Here is a 20,305-nt window from a genome sequence, read left to right on the forward strand (position 1 = left end):
GCAAAAAATACGCAAGAAAGATTCATGGAAAAGATTGCACACTACATCGGCGGCCAACGCGTCGATACCAAGAGCGGGCGCTACGCCGATGTCTTCAACCCGGCCCGGGGCGTGCCGGTGGCGCAGGTGGCGCTGGGCACGGCCGATGAGGTCGATGCGGCGGTGAAGGCCGGCATGGCCGCCTTCACGGGCTGGTCCAACACCCCGCCGCTGACGCGCGCACGGGTGATGTTCCGCTTCCTGCAGCTGATGCAGCAACGGGCCGATGACTTCGCCCGCATCATCGTGCGCGAACACGGCAAGACCTTCTCCGATGCCCAGGGCGAAGTGGCGCGCGGCATCGAGATCGTCGAGTTCGCCGCCGGCATCCCGCAGATGCTCAAGGGGGAATACACCGACCAGATCGCCCGTGGCATCGACGCCTGGTCGATGCGCCAGGCGCTGGGCGTGGTGGCCGGCATCACGCCGTTCAACTTCCCGGCGATGGTGCCGATGTGGATGTTCCCCATCGCCATTGCCTGTGGCAACTGCTTCGTGTTGAAGCCCTCCGAGCGCGATCCCTCGGCTTCGCTGCTGATCGCCGATCTCTTGAAGGAAGCCGGCCTGCCCGATGGCGTCTTCAACGTCGTGCAGGGTGACAAGGTGACCGTCGATGCCCTGCTGGATCATCCGCAGGTCAAGGCCATCAGCTTCGTCGGCTCGACCCCGATTGCGGAATACATCTATGCCCGTGGCTCGGCCAAGGGCAAGCGCGTGCAGGCTTTGGGCGGTGCCAAGAACCACATGGTGGTGATGCCCGATGCCGACATGCAGCTGGCGGTGGACGCCCTGATGGGCGCGGCCTACGGCTCGGCTGGCGAACGCTGCATGGCGATCTCGGTGGCGGTGGCCGTGGGCAGCGCCGGTGATGAACTGGTGGCGGCCCTGGCCGAACGTGCGCGCAGCCTGAAGATCAACGAAGGCATGGCCGCCGGTGCCGAGATGGGCCCGGTGGTGACGGCGGCGGCCAAGGAGCGCATCGAAAGTCTGATCGGCCGTGGCGTGGAAGAAGGCGCAACGCTGGTGGTGGATGGCCGTGGCTATCAGGTGCCGGGCTTCGAGAAGGGCTTCTTCGTCGGCGGTACCCTGCTCGACCACGTGACGCCGGAGATGACGGTGTACAAGGAAGAGATTTTCGGCCCGGTGCTGTGCGTGCTGCGCTGCCCGGACATCGCCAGCGCGGTCGAACTGATCAATGCGCACGAGTACGGCAATGGCGTGGCGGTCTACACCCGAGACGGCGGCGTGGCGCGCGAGTTCGTGCGCCAGATCGAAGTGGGCATGGTCGGGGTCAACGTGCCGCTGCCGGTGCCGATGGCCTTCAGCAGCTTCGGCGGCTGGAAGCGCAGTCTCTTCGGCGACCATCACATGTACGGGCCGGAGGGTGTGCGCTTCTATACCCGGGCCAAGGCAGTCATGCAGCGCTGGCCCAATACGGCCAGTGCCGGTGCGGAATTCGCGTTCCCGCAGATGAAATAAACAGGATCAACGGCATGAAAATTTCATGCCGTTTTTCTTTGGCGGGTGCGTATGATGAAAGCCCTGCCCCGCCTTGCTTCGACAGTGTTGGTGCAGAAAACGTCAGGCACGGTGCAGAAAGGATCAACTGTCCCCAGCCCGCAGGAAGTGAACTGCGGGCTTGCACAAAAAGTAGCAAACCTTAGAAAACCAGACCGTCGTGGACGACCGGTGGAGACACACCGGCAGCACGGGAGAACGGCAAACCACATTTGGAGACACGCTCTTCGGAGCGGCAGGAGGAGCCCCATGCCGGCTCACGCCACGCGGCGCAAATGTGCGCTGCTGCAGCGTTTTATCGCCCTCACGGCACTGCCTTGCGTCACGCGCAACAGGCAGCGTATCCCTATTGATCGTCTCTTTTCCGCCGGTGACTGGCGGAGGATTTCCTGCGTCCGCGCAATATTCCCATGCCGTGGTTTCTTAAGTTTTTCAGAAGACATGGGCATGGAACTTGCGTTGATGAGCGGTAATGCAGTGTTGCGCAATTCCATGGATGTCATCTGTCAATCGTTAGCTTCGAGGGAGAAACAAGCATGATCAGCCGTCGCAATTTCCTGAAACTGTCCGCACTGGCCGCACCCGGCGCGTTGAGCTACCACGATGTCTTTGCCCAGGCCGAGAGCATTGCCTTCGGCTGTCCGGTGCCGATGTCCGGGCCCTTTGCCGCCAATGGCAAGTTCGCCGACATGGGCATGAAGCTGGCCTTGCAGAAATACGGCAAGGTGCTGGGCAAGAGCACCAGCTACATCACCCTCGACACGGAAGGCAAACCCGCCACCGCCGTGCGCAAGATGCAGGAGACCATCGAGAAGGGCACGCGCTTCTTCGCCGGTGGCATCCTGTCGGGCGAAGCGCTGGCCATGGGCAAGGAAGCCGACAAGGCCGGCGCGGTCTTCATCACCACCGCAGGGGCCGATGAAATCACCGGCAGCGACTGCAACCGCGCCACCTTCCGCTGGTCGGTGCCGACCTTCGGGGCCATCGAGCAGACCGTGCGTCCGCTGCTGGAGAAGCTGCCCAACGCCAGGCGCTGGTACACCATCACGCCGCAATACGTGTTCGGCGAAGGCCTGCTGTCGGCGGCCAAGAACATCTTCAAGGAAAAGGGCATCGAGCATGTGGGCAACAGCTACCACTCGCTGACCGAAAAGGAATTCTCCGGCTATCTCACCAATGCCATGGCGGCCAAGCCGGACGTGCTGCTGCTGCTGAACTTCGGATCGCAATCTTCGGACACGCTGCGCCAGGCGGTCAGCTTCGGCATGAAGAACAACTGCACCATCCTCATGGCCTGGGCCTCGGGGCTGGAGCAGTTCGAAACCCTGGGCGCGGACATCTGCGAGGGCGTCTACTTCGGCGCGCAGTACTGGCACGCCATCGATTCGCCCTTCAACAAGGAATTCGTCAAGCTGGTCAACGACAGCCTCAAGATCGATCCCAACTACAGCCTGGCCGGCTCCTACATCTGTACCAAGATCATCCTGGACGCCATCATCAAGGCCAACAGCACCGACCCCAAGGCGGTGATCGCGGCCATGGAAGGCATGAAGTACGAGGGCTTGACCGGCACCGAGGAAATCCGCAAGGGCGACCATCAGGTCATCAAGAACTACTACCTGCTCAAGGGCAAGGCCAAGGCGAAGATGGCCAACAAGAACGACTATGCGGACATCGTTTCTTCCGGCAAGTCCTTCCTGCCGCTGGAGAAGACGCAGTGCAAGCTGTGATGTGGTGCTGATGTGGCGCTGATGGAGCGCTGACATGGCGCTGATGGGGCTGTGCTGACGTCGGGCACGCCCCACCCGTTCGGACTGAGTAGACCCGCAGGGTCGTATCGAAGGCGCGCCGTCCGACATGCAAAGGGAGTCACGCCTTCGATACGCCGCTGGCGCGGCTACTCAGTCCGAACGGTAGTCGAACCATTACTGAACTTCTTTGTTCCCTCACGAGGTTCCATGAACATCTATCTGCTGCAGATCGCCAATGGCGTGGGCATCGGCATGCTCTACTTCCTGCTGGCGGTGGGCCTGTCGATCGTCTTCGGCCTGCTGCGCTTCGTCAATTTCTCGCATGGCGCCTTCTTCCTGCTGGGTGCTTATCTCTGTTACGAGGCCACCAGTCGCGGCCTGGATTTCTGGTGGTCGCTCTTCATCGCCCCCGTCGTCGTGGGCCTGTTCGCGTGGGTGGTGGAGCGCTTCGTGCTGCGCCACGTCTATGCGCTGCCGCATCACTTCCACATCCTTTTTACGGTCGGCATGGCGCTGGTGATACAGGAAGCCGTGATCTCCGCATGGGGACCGCTGGGCAACAACGTCGCTCCGCCTGATCTGCTGCAGGGTGTGGTGATGTGGGGTGGCTTCGTCTATCCCAAGTACCGCCTCTTCGTCATCGGGCTGACGGCCGTCATGGCGCTGCTCTTGTGGTGGGTGCTGGAAGGCACGCGCCTGGGCTCGATCGTGCGGGCCGGGTCGGAATCGACCGAAATGGTCAGCCTCTTGGGCCTGAACATCCAGCGCATCTTCAGCCTGGTCTTCGCCCTGGGCGCGGCCACGGCTGGTCTGGCCGGTGCGCTGGCCGCACCGATACGCGGCGCCGATCCCTTCATGGGCGTGGAAGCCTTGGGCATCGCCTTCGTGGTGGTGGTGGTGGGCGGGCTGGGCAGCTTCTGGGGCGCGCTCATTGGCGGCATCCTGGTGGGCATCGTGCAGAGCGTGATGAGCACGGTCTGGTCCGAGGGCGCGCACCTGATGATCTATGTCGCGATGGCGGCCGTGATGCTGTTGCGTCCGAACGGCTTGCTGGGCCGGCCCGGCGCGGCCTGATGTGGTTTGACGCACGTTGACGTTTTCTGCACAGAGGCTTTCATGAAACAGATTGCGCATTTCCGTTACACCCTGCTGGCCGCGGCCGTGGTGCTGTTGCTGCCGCTGCTGCTGCCCTCCGGCACGCTGGCCACCGAAGTGCTGGTGTTCGCATTGGCCGCGCTGGGCTGCAACCTGCTGCTGGGCTATACCGGCCTGATGTCCTTCGGCCAGGGCATCTTCTTTGGCGTGGGCAGCTATACCGCCGGCGTGGTGCTGCTGCAGTTCAAGCTCGCCCTGCTGCCGGCACTGGCCCTGGCGGCCCTCGGTGGCGCGCTGGTGGCGCTGCTGGTGGGCTGGTTCTCGATCCGCCAGCGCGGCACCTACTTCGTGATGCTCACGCTGGCCTTCGCCCAGATGTTTTACTTCCTGGCCTATACGATGAAGGACGTGACCGGTGGCGACAACGGCCTGCTGGACATCCCGCGTCCGCCCCTGTCGCTGTTCGGGCTGACACTGCTGCCGACCACTTCTTCGTGGCAGTACTACACGGTGGTGGCGATCCTGTTCGTGCTGGTGTTCTGGCTGCTGCAGCGGGTGGTCGATTCGGTGCTGGGCAAGACCCTGCTGGCGGTGCGCGAGAATGAAGCGCGTGCCTCGGCGCTGGGCTATGACGTGCGGCTGCTGAAGTTGGCGGCCTTCGTGATCTCGGGCGCGGTGACGGGTCTGGCCGGTGGACTGCACGCGATGATGACCGGCGTGGCCCCACTCTCCAACATCGAATACCACACCAGCGAAGCGATTCTCGTGATGACCGTCATCGGCGGCACCGGCAACCTGTTTGCCTCGGTGCTGGGGGCGAGCTTCTACGTGCTGGTGGGTAACTGGCTCTCCACGCTGTGGCCGCGCTGGCTGATGCTGCTGGGGCTGCTGTTGATTGCAGTGAGCCTCTACATGCAGAAGGGCCTGTTCGGCCTCGCGATGAAGATCATCGATGCCGTGCGCGGCCACAAGGAAGACGCTGCACAAGGCGCCACCGTGACCAAGGAGAAGCACTCATGAACCGCCCCATCCTGCAGGCGGTGAACGTGACCAAGCGCTATGGCAAGTTCACCGCCGTCAACGACATCACGCTCGATATCGAGGCCGGCACCGTCCATTCGGTGATCGGTCCCAATGGTGCGGGCAAGACCACGCTGTTCCATACGCTGACCGGCACCACGCCCATCACCGAGGGCAGCATCCTGGTCGAAGGCGAGGAAGTGGCGCATCTGCCGGGCAATCGCCGCGTGCAGAAGGGATTGGCGCGCTCCTTCCAGGTGACCAGCCTGTTCCCCAACCTGAGCGTGCGCGAGAACCTGCGGCTGGCTGCGCAGGGCCGCGCACCGCTGGCCGCATTGAATCCCTGGAAACGTGCCGAACAATTCACCGCCGCATGCGCGCTGGCCGATGCGCTGGTGGAACGCCTGTCCCTGCAGGCGGTGGCGGCACGGGCCTGTGCAGAACTTTCACATGGCCAGCAACGCCGGCTGGAAGTGGGCATGGCCATGGCCGGGCGACCCAAGGTGATTTTTCTGGATGAGCCGACCTCGGGCATGGGCATCGACGACATCGCCGGGATGAAGCAGCTCATCCACGGACTGCGGCGCGACTACACGGTGGTGCTGATCGAACACAACATGGATATCGTGATGGATATCTCGGACCGCATCACGGTGATGCAGCTGGGCCAGATCCTGGCGCAGGGCAAGCCGGCCGAGATCCGCAGCGATGAGCGCGTACGCCGGGCCTATCTCGGCAGCATGATCACGGGAGGCAAAGCATGATCCTGCAAGTGGAAGACGTTCACGGCTACTACGACAAGAGCCACATCCTGCAGGGCGTGTCGCTGCAGGTCGATGCGGGCGAGGTGGTGACGCTGTTGGGCCGCAATGGCGCGGGCAAGACCACGACCCTGAAGAGCATCGTCGGCGTGGTGCCACCGGCGCAGGGGCGCGTGCTCTTCGAGGGCCAGGTCATCAGCGGCCTGCCCTCCTACAAGATCGCGGCACGCGGCGTGTGCCTGGTGCCCGAGCATCGCGGCATCTTCAAGCTGCTGACGGTGGAAGAGAACCTGACCATGGCCGCACGCAAGGAGTCCGCCTGGGGGCTGGCAGAGATCTATGCCATCTTCCCGCGCCTGAAGGAGCGTCGCAAAAATGGCGGCGGCCAGCTCTCGGGCGGCGAGCAGCAGATGCTGGCCATTGCGCGCGCGCTGATGACGCATCCGCGTGTGCTGATGCTGGATGAACCGGTGGAAGGACTGGCGCCGGTGATCGTGGACGAGATCGTGGCGCAGATCAGGCAGATCAAGCGCACCGGGATGTCCATCATTCTGGTGGAGCAGAATCTGGAAGTGTGTACGCAGCTGGCGGACCGGCACTATATCGTCGAACAGGGGCGCATCGTGTATAGCGGCAGCAATGCCGACTTTCTGGCCGATGAGGGCGTGAAGGATCGCTATCTGGGCGTCAATCTGGCGGCCTGAGGACGGCGCGCCTTCGATACGCCGCTGCGCGGCTACTCAGGACGAACGGGGAGTGGATGACTCACCTCCCATAACGGGGAGTGGATGACGCACCTCTCGTAACGGGGAGTGGATGACCCACCTCCCGTAACGGCGAGTGGATGACCCACCTCCCATAACGGCGAGTGGATGCCTCACCTCCCGTAACGGTGAGTGGATGACCCACCTCCCGTTCGTCCTGAGTAGGCCGAAGGCCGTATCGAAGGCGCACCGACAACAAATCAAACAAGGAATCAAGATGAACATGAAAACCGACACCTCCACCCTGCGCATCGACGGCACGCGCCTGTGGGACTCACTGATGGAACTGGCCCGCATCGGCGGCACCGCCAAGGGCGGCGTCTGCCGCCTGGCCCTGACCGACCTCGACAAACAGGGCCGTGATCTGGTCACATCCTGGGCGCGTGCCGAAGGCATGAGCGTGGCGGTGGACCAGATCGGCAACATCTTCATGCGCCGCCCCGGCCGCAACAATGCCCTGCCCCCGGTGATGACCGGTTCGCACATCGACACGCAACCCACCGGCGGCAAGTTCGACGGCAACTATGGCGTGCTCTCCGGCATCGAGGTGATCCGCACCCTGAACCAGCACAACATCCAGACCGAGGCCCCCATCGAGGTGGCGGTATGGACCAACGAAGAAGGCTCGCGCTTCGTGCCGGTGATGATGGGCTCGGGTGTCTTCTGCGGGGCCTTCACGCTGGAGCATGCCTACAACGCCACCGATATCGACGGCAAGAAGGTGCGCGACGAACTGGAACGCATCGGCTATATCGGCGAGCAGGTCTGTGGCGATCATCCCATCGGTGCGTATTACGAGGCGCACATCGAACAGGGACCGGTGCTGGAAAATGCCGATACCGTCATCGGTGTGGTGCCGGCAGTGCTGGGATTGTCGTGGTACGACTGTACGGTCACCGGTTTTGAATCGCATGCCGGGCCGACCCCGATGGAAATCCGCAAGGATGCGCTGCAGGTCTCGACCTACATCATGCAGGAGGTGGTGGCCATCGCCCATCGCTATCCGCCTTATGGACGCGGCACGGTGGGCCAGGTGCAGGTGATGCCCAACAGCCGCAACGTGATTCCGGGGCAGGTGAAGTTTTCCATCGACCTGCGCAACGTCAGCGAGGAGTCGCTCACGCGCATGCATGAAGACCTGCTGGCCTATCTGGAAGCGATGCGCAAGAAGACCGGGCTGTCCATCGAACTGGAGCGGGTGTCGTACTTCCCGCCCTGCCCCTTCCACCCGGAGTGCGTGGGCAATGTGCGCGCCGCCTCTGCCGCGCTGGGCTACAAGACCATGGATGTGGTCTCCGGCGCCGGACATGACGCCATCTATGCCGCGCGACTGGCACCGGCCGGGATGATCTTCGTGCCCTGCAAGGATGGGGTCTCCCACAACGAGATCGAAGACGCCCGTCCCGAACACCTGGAAGCCGGCTGCAACGTGCTGTTGCAGGCCATGCTGGCCAGTGCGGGCGTGGTCGCCGCGTGAGCGGTGCATGAAAACAGATTGATGCAAAAAACTGAACATGAAGCCGAAAATCGTCATTGCACGCATGAATCACGAGACCAATACCTTCTCGCCGATTCCCACACCGCTTGCAGCGTTCACCCCCCAATGGGACCACGCCGCCTACCTTGACCAGAAGGGTGCGCGCACGGCCATGGGCGCTTTCCTTGCACTGGCCGAACAGATCGGTGCCGAAATCGTCACCCCGCTGGCCGCCTGGGCCAATCCCAGCGCGGCGGTGGCGGCCGATGCCTATACGGTGATGTGCGATGCCATCGTGCGCGCCGTCGAGGGCGGCTGCGATGCCATCCTCCTCGACCTGCACGGCGCCATGGTGGCCGAGAACGCCGAGGATGGCGAAGGCACGCTGCTCGAACGCATCCGCCGCATCGCGCCCGATACGCCCATGGCGGTGGCGCTGGACCTGCATGGCAACGTCACGCAGAAGATGGTCGCGCATGCCGATGTGATCGTCAGCTTCAAGACCTATCCGCACATCGACATGTATGAAACCGGCGAGCATGCCGGCCGTCTGCTGCTGGCGCGGTTGCAGGGCAAGTCGCAGCCGCGCATGGCGTGGCGCCAGGTGCCCGTGCTGTCGGCCACGCTGACCAGCAATACCTCGGCCTCGGCCATGCAGCGCGCGGTGGAAGCGGCCAAGGCGGCCGAGCAGGAAGCGGGCGTGCTGGCGGTGTCGGTGCTGGCGGGCTTTCCCCTGTCGGATTTCCGCGATGCGGGGATGTCGGTGGTGGTCGTGACCGAGAACGATGCACCGCTGGCCGAGGCGGTGGCCGAGCGCATCGCCCGGCAGATCTGGGCCGAGCGCGCCGATTTCGTCTATGACAGCCTGCCCCTGGCCGAGTCGCTGGCGCAGGCCAGGAAATTGAGCCAGGGGCAGGGCCAGGGGCCGGTACTGCTGCTGGATCATAGCGATAACGTCATGTCGGGCGGCACCTGCAATACCATGGACGTGCTGGAAGCGGCGCTGCAGGCGGGTCTTGAAGGCATCGCCGTGGGACCGGTGAGCGATCCCGAGGCGGTCGCGCAGCTGGTCGAAGCCGGTGTGGGTGCCACCGTCACCCTGGCCGTGGGCAACAAGGTCGAGCTGGCCGCGCAGGGCATCCGCAAGACGCCGCCGGTCTATACCGGCAAGGTCGTGGCCATCACCGATGGCCGCTTTACGGTGACCGGGCCGATCTACACCGGATCGCGCTTGCAGATGGGACGCAGTGTGCTCTTCGACATCGGCGCAGCGCGCATCGTCATCACCGAGGAGCGGGTCGAGCCTTATGACCTGGGCGTCTTTACCAGCCTGGGCCTGGACCCGGCGCAGCAGGCATTCCTGATCCTGAAATCGCGCATGTATTGCCGTCCGGTATTTGTGCCCATCAGCCGGGCGCTGGTGGAATGCGACTCCGACAGCGGCGGGCCGACCAGTGCCAGTTTCCGGCTGTTCCCCATCAAGAAGGTGCGCCGGCCGATCTATCCCCTGGATGCGGCCATGGGCTGGTAAGTCCCGCCCAGCGCGGCCCGGCAGGCGCTTTGCCGTAATACAACAGCGCGTATCAGGACATTCCCTAGTGGTGCTGCACGGGCGCAGGCCTGTGTTAGCCTGCAAGTCAGCAATGATGAGCCATTCATCATTGCAGCAAGCCCGGCCACGATCACAACAACAAAGCAGCTGCCGGGCACTTCACACAAGGGGAAACCGAATGAAAAACCTCAAGATCGGCGTGCGCCTGGCCATCGGCTTCATTGCCTTGCTGATGTTGATGGCCGTGATGGTGGGCCTGGGCGTGTGGCGCCTGGGCAGCATTGGGGATGCCACCCACGAAATGACCCAGATCGCGCTGAAGAAGGAACGCGATGCCGTGCAGTGGCATGCGGCCATCAAGGAAAACGGCGTGCGTACCTTTGCCGTCATGAAAAACGATGACGATGCCTTCCAGGCCTACTTCCAGAAGCAGATCGATGCCCAGTCGGCCAAGGTCAGCCAGTTGCAGAAGGATGTCGAAGCGGCCATCAACGACTCGGAGGAAAAGCGCCTCTTCGAGGAAGTCGGCAAGCTGCGCGCCGCCTATCGCGATATGCGTCAGAAAATCTTCGACATCAAGACGGCCGGCGACGATGCCCGCGCCCGCGAGATGACCGATACCGTGCTGGTCAAGATGATGGATGACTACGCCAACAGCGTGTTGCGCTACGCCGATTACCAGAAGAAGCAAATCGACGAGGCCGCCGCCGAGATCAACCGCAATTACCGTTCAGGCCGCACCATGCTGCTGTTGCTGGGCGCCATCGAGATCGTGCTGGGAGCGGCGCTGGCCTGGCTGCTCACGCGCAGCATCACGCGTCCCCTGAACCAGGCAGTGGCCATTGCCGAGACCGTGGCCGCTGGCGACCTCACTTCACGCATCCAGGCCGACAGGCGCGATGAGACCGGCCAGCTGCTGGCGGCGCTGAACTCCATGAATGGCAGCCTGCTGGACATCGTGGGACGGGTGCGTTCCGGCACCGATACCATCAACGTCGCCTCGCGCGAAATTGCCACCGGCAACCTGGACCTGTCGGCGCGCACCGAGCAGCAGGCCGGCGCTCTGGAAGAGACCGCCTCGGCGATGGAACAGCTGACCTCCACCGTCAAGCAGAACGCCGACAATGCGCGCCAGGCCAACGAACTGGCGGCCTCGGCCTCGCAAGTGGCCAGCCAGGGCGGCGCGGTGGTAGAGCAGGTGGTGGCGACGATGGGGCTGATCCATGCCTCGTCGCAGAAGATTGCCGACATCACCAGCGTGATCGATGGCATCGCCTTCCAGACCAATATCCTGGCGCTCAACGCGGCGGTGGAAGCCGCACGTGCCGGCGAGCAGGGACGCGGCTTTGCGGTGGTGGCCTCGGAAGTGCGTTCGCTGGCGCAGCGTTCGGCATCGGCCGCCAAGGAGATCAAGCAGCTGATCGAGGATTCGGTGGAAAAGGTGGACGACGGCAGCCGCCTGGTGACCCAGGCCGGCAACACCATGCAGGAAGTGGTGCACAGCGTGGCCCGCGTGACCGAGATCGTGCGCGAAATCACGCTGGCCAGCCAGGAACAGAGCGATGGCATCGAACAGGTCAACCTGGCCATCACCCACATCGATGAAGCCACCCAGCAGAATGCCGCACTGGTGGAAGAAGCCGCGGCGGCGGCCCGTTCCATGCAGGATCAGGCAGCCTCATTGACCGAGGCGGTCAGCGTGTTTCGCCTTGATACCGCCACGGTAGCGTTACCACCCGCCGGGGTCAGCGCGGCACGTCGCCTTCAACCGTAGTGCGATAGAGCGTGCGGCGCAGGTGTTGCGGGGTGATCGCGGCGTAATGCTGGGTGCTGCGGTTGTCCCAGAACACCAGGTCGTTGGACTGCCAGCGGTGGGTGTAGACATTCTCCGGGCGGGTGATGTGGGCGTGCAGTTCTTTCAAGAGCGCATCGCTTTCGTCACGCGGGATACCGATGATGTGCGACGTAAACCCTTCGCTCACGAAGAGGATCTTGCGGCCGCTTTCCGGATGGGTGATGACCACCGGATGCTCCACCGGCGGCACCTCGTCGATCTGCTGCTGCGTCAGCGGCTGGCGCCAGGGCGAGAGCTTGCGCAGGCGCTCGTAGCGATAGACGTAGGAATGCACGGCGCGCTTGCCTTCGAGCTGGGTCTTGAGCGCTGCGGGAAGGCTGTCCCAGGCGGCGGCGGTATTGGCATAGAGCGTATCGCCGCGCTCGGCCGGCAGTTCCTTTGAATGCAGCAGCGCACCCAGGCTGGGCTTGGGCATGTAGGACAGGTCCGAATGCCAGTCCGCGCCGGCATCGACCAGGCCGATGGGCTTGCCGTTCTCGACCACGTTGGACACGATCAGGATCTCCGGATGCCCGGCCAGGTGGAAGCGGTTGAGCACGTGCACCTGCAAGGGACCGAAGCGGCGGCTGAAATCGATGTGCTGCTGCGGCGTGATGCGCTGGTCACGGAATACCACCACGCCATGCTCGACCAGCGCGCCACGGATGCGGGCCAGCTCGTCGGCAGAGACGGGCAGGTTCAGGTCCAGCCCGATGATTTCCGCACCCAGCGGGGCGTCGAAGGGAAGGATCTCGAATTGTTGACGGGTCTGCTGCGCGCGTTCCAGTGTGGCGACCGACATGGGGGCTCCTGTGTATCCGAGGTCAGGCCGGGCCACGCCCGGCTGCCTGCCAAAGGGCTTATTACACTCCCCCGGCCACGCTCCAACAAGGAAGAAGAATTCATATCCATATGCGCTGAGCGCGCTAGGCCCTGCCGCTACAATAGCCGGGATGAAACAGCCCCTGCCTTTTCCTTCACATGGCCCTGAAACCGCCCATTCCGGGGCAGGCCGCTTGCCGCCCCGTCCCGACTTCACCGGGCTGAGCGCTGCGGAAGTGGCCGCACGCAAAGCGGCGCGTGACAAGCGCGATGCCCAGGTACGCGGCGTGGCGTCGGTGGCCGAGATGCGCCAGGCCATCCGCGAAGCCAGCGCCGTGCTGCCCGCAGTGCAGGAGATCGAGCGCATCGGAGCGCAGAAGACGGCCGCCTTCCGCGCACGGGCGCGCGCCGGCTTGCCCTTCATCATGACCGGCATGGCCAGCCGCTGGCCGCTGTCGGCGATGTCCATGGAAGACCTGCGCAAGCACTTCGGCCAGTTGCCGGTGCGCGCGCGGGTGGGGGACTACATCAACACCGCCTTCGCGCCGGACCGGGCCATGCAGGACATGACGCTGGTCGATTACCTGGCGCAGGCGATGGCCGATGAGAGCGGGCTTCCGCCCTATCTGGGCAACCTGGAATTGCGGGCCTTGAATGCGCTGTGCCAGTGGCCCAACTTCTTCGAGAAGATGGGGCCGCCGCGCTTCTGGATCGGACCGGCCGGCTGCATCACGCCGCTGCATTGCGACTATGACGACAATGTGTTCGCCCAGGTATGGGGAAAGAAACGCGTCTGGCTGGCGCCGCCGCATCATGACCAGTATCTGTATCCGAAAGAGGCCAACGCCATCCTGTTCGGTTCGCCCTTCGACCCCGATCATCCGGACCTGGAGCGCTTCCCGCTGGCGCGTCAGGCGGCGCTGGTGTGCTGCGAAGTGCAGCCGGGCGAGATGCTCTACATCCCGGCAGGCTGGTACCACCAGGTCAGTTCGCTGACGTTTTCGCTGTCGAGCAATCGCTGGGCGCGCGGGCGGCCATTGGTGTTGACTGCCGCAGAATCGCCATGATCGAAACGTTGACGAGATAAACGTCGATCATTTTCTAGCTTCCGCTTCTTTTTCTTCCCTTTACGCCTTCCGCAGATATTGGCCCCGCATGATGTGCGGCCTTGCTGCGGCCTGATGCAGACACGCTTCTGCACCTGTTTTCACTTCAACTTCACCAACAGTCCAGATCGCAGCTTCTTCCTGAAGACCTGACGACGAGGAAAACCGTGAAGTCCCAATCGCAACTCCCACGATCAAGCAGGCGACTCGCTGCGCCGGCACCAGCGACATCAAGCGCATGGACCACGTGAGCCGCCAAGCGCCAGCAGTGGCTGGCAGCGCTGATGTGCTGATCCAGGTTCTACACCGCCATTTCAGCGCTCATTCGGACAGTCGATGCCTGCTGTGGATTAATCCTGTGCTTCAGGATCCCTTTGACGCCGGTGAAGTGGAGCAAGACAGGCGCGTGCGCCTTCCTGTGGCGCATGCCAACTTCGACCCGCTGCTGGGCCCCTATCTGGTGATGCTGGATCTGGCGCGCCGTCACGACTCCGATCTGCTGGAACGCAGCGTGCAATGGGCTTGGGCCGACTGGACATTGGAGCAGCTACAAAGAATGCGCGGGCATTCGGTATGTGGATGGATCACCTGCTCAGTCAGTGCCGAGGATCTGACCCGACACTGGGCTGCAAGCTGCTATCTCCACAGATGGAACGGACTGGACACCTTGCTGCGGTTTCATGACCCCGGAGTGCGCGAATGGCTTTGGCCCATCCTCGATGCGCAGCAACGCCACACCTTGCTTGGCCCGGCCCAGGCCATCTGGGCCATCGGCCGGCAACACAGCTTGCTGGTTCAGGACCGTTCTCCAGAAGACCTGTCTGCCATCGACAGCGCGCCATCCATGATGCGCCTGCAACTGAGTGCCGACCAGTGGGCTGGTGTCAGTGACTTTGCCAACGTCCATGCCGCATGGCTGCAGCTGTGCTCGCAAGACAGCCTGTGGGCTGACCGGCTCGCCATGCAAGCCGGCTGGCCTCAGCGCACCTTCCACAGTCTGCAACATGCCAGCCGTTACGGTTTGCGCGACGCCCGTTGCCGCACGCTGTTTGCCAGACACGCGCTGGAGATCGGCATGGACTTCCATCTTGCCCCCTTGCTGGCCCCGGTATGGCTGAAGACGGCGGAGGGCCTGCCCTATGGACGGGCTCTGGAAGACGTCATCCACGACCGGCCTGACTTGCTGGCAGGGATTTTTCGAAAGGCACTTTGATCATGGCTTGTACCAATCCTCAGAATCCATCCTGCCCGAACTGCAACAAAAGCGGTCTGGCCATCCTGCCGGTACGCTATTGCGTGGTACCCAAGGAGGTTGATGCATTTGTCCCCGCTCCGTTGGGCAACAAGGTCTTGACGGTTCCTTTGCGCAATCACAACTATGCGCTGCGCACCTTGAGACAGGGTTTCCTCTATCTCTTCCACGAGAAGCATCCCAGCGGCAGCCACATCAAATGGGAAGTCTATGCGGTCTCCGAGGCCGGCACGCTATGGAAGATGCCATCTGCGGGCGCCATCAGGCTGGTCGGCGAGGAACCCCAGTGTGCGCGCAATGGGCACAATCTCCCGGCATCGGTCATCACGATCGAAGAGCCGCAACACTGCAAGCGAGTCTGGCTGGCGTTTTCCGAGCATATATGGAGCGCGGAGACACTGGCCGACTTTGAACGTGACGTCAAACTCCGTGATCGCCGGATGCAGTGCTTGGAGCCAGCGACCTGGATTGCCGCCGGCGGCTATCGCCACGGGCTTGCCGCGAGCAAACGCAACATCGAGCAGATATTGGAATATCGCCCGCGGTATGACGCTGGCACGCTCAACAGAAGCGGCATGAGAAACATCAGCAAGCCGGCCAAGGATGGCAGCTATTTCAAGGAGGTACTCACGCGGGAAAGCACCGTCCATGTCTCCTTTGCCCGTGCGGACCAGAGTGAGACCGTCGCCAGCCTGATGCAGCAGATCGGCAAGCAGGCAAAAGGAAAAGATCATCCGCCCATGATCATGGGGCTGTGGGATGCGGTAGGCATCGTGCATGAGCTCAATGGCTATCGCAATGACGTGGTCGGTTGGTCGGAGAAATACGTTGACGAACTGGAGCAGCAGGTCTCGGCGATGATGACCATTGACGGCTTGCGGGAAGTACTGGGGGAACGCGCGGCACGAATCCAGGAAGAGGTGCTACAGGCCCAGTCCATCAGGCAACCTGATACTGAGCCAATACGGGCCCGTGCCGCGACTCGTCCGATGCAGGAGCGGCAGAAGCTTGAGGAGATTTGCGACCTCATCGATGACTTGCGCATGACGGACATTTCCCCTCGGGTCATCGATCCTGGCCATCTGCTCCACCGCGTCAACCGACTACCTGAACCGCAGCGTAGCGAAGAACTGGCAAAGGTGCGCGTGAAGGCTGACGAACTGGTGCGTGCACGGGGAAGAGCGGGCCGCGAGAATGTTGCCTACGCGCGTGCCGGTGCATGGAAAAAATATGAAAGCCGGCTGGACAAGCCACTGCTGGAAAAATTCAAGAAGAACTACCAGGCTTTCCAGGAAGAGGTCGCTCGCATCGCCGAGGAGCGGACGGAAGACCTGGTGCGCTGGCTGGAATCGAAGAGTCTGCTGGACGCCTTCAGCGAGTTTCATGGAAAGAACGTCCATGACGGCATGGTGTTTGACGATCAGGTCGGCCGTGCGCTCTTTGGCATGAACCACAGCCTGGTTGGCCAGCGCAAGATCGCCGCCTGGGTGGACGACATGCGAGCCACCGAAAGCAATCTGCTATGGCGGGCGATGGCGCTCAATCAGGTCGATGCGATGCGCGAACTCGATGCCTACCTGAAAGAGGCCATCGCCCACAACGACAAGCGGGTGCTGGCGTCCAGCCTTGGCTGGGACACCGTCTTTCAAAAGAGCCTGAAGTCGGTGGCCGACGTCTACAAGAAGGCCAACAGCCTCTACGTCGCTAACGACAAGGCGGCCTCCGCCAAAGGGTCGATGGCCTTCGATGTCGCACTCAAGGCGTATCCCACGCGGGGCATCGATCGTCAGATCATGACGACGGGTGACGCCATCATTCGGCGATTCAGGATCGACAGCGCGCTCGATTATGGGGGCGAGAAAATGATCCAGCACCTCTTGAGCATCCGGGCACTGGTGGACCCGGCGGACTCGCTGCAACTGATACGGGTGCAATCGAAGGAAGAAGGCATTGCGCGACAGCAGACCATGGAACGGCTGCGCACGGCCCGGACCTTCCTGATGGAAGACAAGCCGGAGATGAGAACGGTGCAGGCGGAGAAGTTGCGCGCGGCCTGGGAAGGATTCAAGAACAGCGGCACGCACACCAATGCCGTCAAGGACATCCGGTTGAACCTGCTGGTCATGTTCATCGAGGGCGGCAACTTTGCCAAGATGATGGGCGAAGTCCTGAAGAAGAACGATAAGAAAAGCTGGCTGGCGCTGGCCGCTTCAGGCATGACGATTACGGCGGGCCTGTTCGATATCACAGCGACGCTGGTGAAAGGGATTGCGCAGGACGCGGCAGGTGATTTTGACAAGGGCGCTTCGCTCTGGAGCTATCAGCGGTTGAAGTTGGCGGGGGGGTTGTTGAGTGCGGGGGGATCGGCGATTGGGGCTTATTTGGACTATGAGGAATACAGCAAAGCCTCACATAGAGAGCGTTCAAGTCTAGCTACGCTATATGGACTGAAATTTGCGGGGGGAGCAGCTAACGCGATCATATCGCTAGCTACTGCCTTAACCTACTCAACACCCTATATCCGCCATTTAACTTCCACGTCGGTTCTTATCCTCACCGCAAAGAAAGTAGGTCAGAAAGAGATCCCGTTCATTGTTGCAAGAGGTTTACTGATGACAATGGGAGGCTCTCTTTCTATCGCCTTATTCGGTTTGCAGGTTCTGATATGGATTTTCGAAGAGGACGAGCTGCAAATATGGTGCTCCCTCTGCCCATTTGGAGAGAAACGCGACACCCCCGTTGGGTACGCGTCCCATAGGGAACAAATGCTGGCTCTCAACAAGGCCCTGGTGGAGCTGGCGCTAGCACCTCCTGCAAAGGAAGAAGACTCCCAAAGAGCTTGGGGAGCACTTGAAGATCCAACATTGGAAGAGTTGCGAATGTATTTTTGAAAGACAGAGATGACCGACTTTATAGACATCCCCAACAGTAGCGATCTTCAGAAAGTGACAGGCCACATCCGAAATTTCAGGAAGTCACGCGAGACAGCCAATTTCTTCTTCACGGCACGCGATCAGAGCAACATGCGCCTCGGAGCCATTCTGTCGGCCTTGATCGGTGACTCCGGGCAGGCGGCGACTCTGTCGAACTATGCCTCGTCCATGGAGGGTATCGGCGATTATGTTCAATTTGAGTTGGAAGGACGTCGTGCCTATGGGTGGTTGTGGGGCAGCCCATTCAAAGACGGCGACTATGTAGAAGCTGTGATCAAGAAGCAAGGTGGCAGTTACGAATTGTTCGCTCTGTACAAACCAGTGGAACGAACTATCGCGCTTTACCCCCATTGCATCAAGGGAACCCGCGCATACCTGCGCGCTGCCTTGAGACGGACCTTGTTTGCCAACGCTTTTTTCATCATTGCGCTTTCTCTTTTATTTCTGTTTGGCGGGAAACAGTCACTGGAGCAAGGAATCAAATTTATTTCCTCAAGGGAAGCCCTGGGGGGTCTCTTCCTTGGCATGGTAATCACCTCGGGAATCTGCTTTACCATGCTTCGAAAATGGCTTCCGTTTGCCAAGCTGGCAGAAAAGATCTTTCGTGCGCTGGAGTTTCCATCACCGTCCGACATCAATTTGTGGGAGTCAACCACACGGCTGACCGCACCGGATGAGGATGACGAAGATGAGGAAGACAACGGCCTCTATTTCAAATATTAGAAGAGCCTCCTACCCAAGCACAAAGTTAAAGATGACCGACTTTATAGACATCCCCAACAGCAACGATCTCCAGAAATTATCAGGCCATATAAAGAATTTCAGGAAGTCACGCGAGACAGCCAATTTCTTCTTCACTGCACGCGATCAGAGCAACATGCGCCTCGGAGCAATTCTGTGGGGCTTGATCGGTGACTCCGGGCAAGCGGCGACTCTATCGAATTATGCCTCGTCCATGGAGGACATGGGCGATTACGTTCAATCTGAACTGGACGGACGTTCTCTGGCCGGATGGCTCTGGGGCAGTCCCTTCAAGGAGGGCGACTATGTGGAAGCGGCCGTCAAAAAGCAAGGCAGCCGTTACGAGTTGTTCGCCTTATACAAACCAGAAGAACGAACTATTGCCCTCTATCCCCATTGCATCAGAGGGACCCGCGCCTTCTTGCGCATCGCACTGCAGCGGACCCTTTTCGTCAATCTGATCCTTCTTACGACGGTTTCTCTCTTGATACTGTTCGGCTTCAACCAACCACTAACATACGGGATGGAATTTTTTTCCTCAAAGGAGGGCATGCTGGGTTTACTCGCAGGAGTCTTAATCTCCACTGGGTGTTGCCTCGCGATGACTTGGAAATGGCTTCCCTTCGCCAAACTGGCAGAAAAGATCTTTCGTGCGCTGGACTTCCCGTCACCCTCCAACATCAATTTGTCGGAATCCACCAAGCGTCTAACCGCACAGGATGAGGATGACGAAGATGAGGAAGACCACGGCCTCTATTTCAAATATTAGGAGCGCCGCCTAGCCGAGCACAAAGTTAAAGATGACCGACTTTATAGACATCCCCAACAGCAATGATCTTCAGAAATTATCAGGCCATATAAAGAATTTCAGGAAGTCACGCGAGACAGCCAATTTCTTCTTCACCGCACGCGATCAAAGCAACATGCGCCTCGGAGCGATTCTGTCGGCCTTGATCGGTGACTCCGGGCAGGCGGCGACTCTGTCGAACTATGCCTCTTCCATGGAGGGCATCGGAGACTATATTCAACTTGAGCTTGACGGGCGTACTCTCCGTGGATGGTTATGGGGAAGTCCTTTCAAGGACGGCGACTATGTAGAAGCCGCCGTCAGGCGACAAGGAAACTGCTACGAGCTGTTCGCTTTGTATAAACCGGGGGAACGCACTATTGCCCTTTATCCCCATTGCATCAAAGGCACGCGTGCTTTCTTACGTAGCGCCGTAAGAAAGACCTTGGTTACCAACGCTCTCTTTCTCACAGCCATTTCCCTCATCATCCTTTTGGGCGGAAATCAGTCGCTGAGCTACCGGATAGAATTCATTTCTTCAATAGAAGCGAGGTGGGGATTCTTGCTTGCCATCGCACTCACCACTGGTATTTGCTTCGCCATACTTTGGAAATGGCTCCCCTTTGCAAAGCTCGCGGAAAAAATATTTCGTGCTCTAGATTTTCCGCGACCCGCCGAGGTCAATTTGTCGGAATCCACCAAGCGTCTAACCGCACAGGATGAGGATGACGAAGATGAGGAAGACAACGGTCTCTATTTCAAATATTAAAACCGTCCCTCTTTCCAAGCCCCCAATAAGAAACCCCACGCCCGTTGCCAGGCGTGGGGTTCATCCACCAACTTGTTGCGCTAC

16 protein-coding genes and 1 pseudogene are annotated in these 20,305 nt (G+C 61.1%); 16 read left to right on the forward strand and 1 reads right to left on the reverse strand.

Going from position 1 to position 20,305, the window contains the following annotated elements:
* The first annotated feature begins 24 nt into the window (after positions 1 to 24).
* The 10 genes and pseudogenes from AACH55_RS24095 to AACH55_RS24140 all read left to right on the forward strand — a co-directional run bounded on the left by AACH55_RS24095 (position 25) and on the right by AACH55_RS24140 (position 11,759).
* Positions 25 to 1,518 (forward strand): CoA-acylating methylmalonate-semialdehyde dehydrogenase, encoded by a 1,494-nt coding sequence (locus tag AACH55_RS24095; RefSeq protein ID WP_338717206.1) that lies wholly within the window; start codon positions 25 to 27, stop codon positions 1,516 to 1,518.
* Between the two features lie 288 nt (positions 1,519 to 1,806).
* Complete coding sequence (locus AACH55_RS24100; protein WP_338717207.1) at positions 1,807 to 2,097, forward strand: hypothetical protein; 291 nt, start codon at positions 1,807 to 1,809, stop codon at positions 2,095 to 2,097.
* Positions 2,094 to 3,287 carry an ABC transporter substrate-binding protein gene (locus tag AACH55_RS24105; RefSeq protein ID WP_338717208.1) on the forward strand — a complete coding sequence of 398 codons (1,194 nt, stop codon included), beginning with the start codon at positions 2,094 to 2,096 and terminating at the stop codon, positions 3,285 to 3,287. The genes AACH55_RS24100 and AACH55_RS24105 overlap by 4 nt, the downstream gene beginning before the upstream one ends.
* 228 nt (positions 3,288 to 3,515) lie before the next feature.
* The gene (locus AACH55_RS24110; protein WP_338717209.1) at positions 3,516 to 4,382 is read left to right on the forward strand and encodes a branched-chain amino acid ABC transporter permease; all 867 of its coding nucleotides are present in this window, start codon (positions 3,516 to 3,518) and stop codon (positions 4,380 to 4,382) included.
* A gap of 42 nt (positions 4,383 to 4,424) precedes the next feature.
* Complete coding sequence (locus AACH55_RS24115) at positions 4,425 to 5,423, forward strand: branched-chain amino acid ABC transporter permease (protein WP_338717210.1); 999 nt, start codon at positions 4,425 to 4,427, stop codon at positions 5,421 to 5,423.
* Positions 5,420 to 6,187 carry an ABC transporter ATP-binding protein gene (locus AACH55_RS24120; RefSeq protein WP_338717211.1) on the forward strand — a complete coding sequence of 256 codons (768 nt, stop codon included), beginning with the start codon at positions 5,420 to 5,422 and terminating at the stop codon, positions 6,185 to 6,187. Before AACH55_RS24115 ends, AACH55_RS24120 begins: the two co-directional genes overlap by 4 nt.
* A complete protein-coding gene (locus AACH55_RS24125; protein ID WP_338717212.1) occupies positions 6,184 to 6,888 on the forward strand; it encodes an ABC transporter ATP-binding protein in 705 nt (234 codons plus the stop codon). Before AACH55_RS24120 ends, AACH55_RS24125 begins: the two co-directional genes overlap by 4 nt.
* 277 nt (positions 6,889 to 7,165) lie before the next feature.
* Positions 7,166 to 8,425: a Zn-dependent hydrolase gene (locus AACH55_RS24130; protein ID WP_338717213.1), complete on the forward strand. Its 1,260-nt coding sequence runs from the start codon at positions 7,166 to 7,168 to the stop codon at positions 8,423 to 8,425.
* A 37-nt stretch (positions 8,426 to 8,462) separates the two neighbouring features.
* Positions 8,463 to 9,956 (forward strand): M81 family metallopeptidase, encoded by a 1,494-nt coding sequence (locus AACH55_RS24135; RefSeq protein WP_338717214.1) that lies wholly within the window; start codon positions 8,463 to 8,465, stop codon positions 9,954 to 9,956.
* A gap of 199 nt (positions 9,957 to 10,155) precedes the next feature.
* Positions 10,156 to 11,759 (forward strand): annotated as a pseudogene (locus AACH55_RS24140) (methyl-accepting chemotaxis protein).
* On the opposite strand, the gene AACH55_RS24145 reads toward AACH55_RS24140, so the two are convergent.
* Entirely contained in the window at positions 11,723 to 12,613 is an 891-nt protein-coding gene (locus AACH55_RS24145; RefSeq protein ID WP_338717215.1) for a TauD/TfdA family dioxygenase, read from the reverse strand. The pseudogene AACH55_RS24140 and the gene AACH55_RS24145 sit on opposite strands and share 37 nt — an antisense overlap.
* 151 nt (positions 12,614 to 12,764) lie before the next feature.
* Between AACH55_RS24145 and AACH55_RS24150 the strand changes: the two genes are divergently transcribed.
* The 6 genes from AACH55_RS24150 to AACH55_RS24175 all read left to right on the forward strand — a co-directional run bounded on the left by AACH55_RS24150 (position 12,765) and on the right by AACH55_RS24175 (position 20,221).
* Positions 12,765 to 13,700: a cupin-like domain-containing protein gene (locus tag AACH55_RS24150; RefSeq protein WP_338717216.1), complete on the forward strand. Its 936-nt coding sequence runs from the start codon at positions 12,765 to 12,767 to the stop codon at positions 13,698 to 13,700.
* A 277-nt stretch (positions 13,701 to 13,977) separates the two neighbouring features.
* Positions 13,978 to 14,952: a DUF4123 domain-containing protein gene (locus AACH55_RS24155; RefSeq protein WP_338717217.1), complete on the forward strand. Its 975-nt coding sequence runs from the start codon at positions 13,978 to 13,980 to the stop codon at positions 14,950 to 14,952.
* 2 nt (positions 14,953 to 14,954) lie between these two features.
* Positions 14,955 to 17,882 carry a T6SS effector BTH_I2691 family protein gene (locus AACH55_RS24160; protein ID WP_338717218.1) on the forward strand — a complete coding sequence of 976 codons (2,928 nt, stop codon included), beginning with the start codon at positions 14,955 to 14,957 and terminating at the stop codon, positions 17,880 to 17,882.
* Positions 17,883 to 17,891: 9 nt separating this feature from the next.
* Positions 17,892 to 18,647 carry a putative type VI secretion system effector gene (locus tag AACH55_RS24165; protein ID WP_338717219.1) on the forward strand — a complete coding sequence of 252 codons (756 nt, stop codon included), beginning with the start codon at positions 17,892 to 17,894 and terminating at the stop codon, positions 18,645 to 18,647.
* A gap of 31 nt (positions 18,648 to 18,678) precedes the next feature.
* Positions 18,679 to 19,434 (forward strand): putative type VI secretion system effector, encoded by a 756-nt coding sequence (locus tag AACH55_RS24170; protein WP_338717220.1) that lies wholly within the window; start codon positions 18,679 to 18,681, stop codon positions 19,432 to 19,434.
* 31 nt (positions 19,435 to 19,465) lie between these two features.
* On the forward strand, positions 19,466 to 20,221 hold the full coding sequence (locus AACH55_RS24175) for a putative type VI secretion system effector (protein ID WP_338717221.1): 756 nt from the start codon (positions 19,466 to 19,468) through the stop codon (positions 20,219 to 20,221).
* The last annotated feature ends 84 nt before the right edge of the window (positions 20,222 to 20,305 follow it).

The sequence above is a fragment of the Herbaspirillum sp. DW155 genome (genome assembly GCF_037076565.1).
In the GTDB taxonomy this organism is placed as follows: domain Bacteria; phylum Pseudomonadota; class Gammaproteobacteria; order Burkholderiales; family Burkholderiaceae_D; genus Herbaspirillum.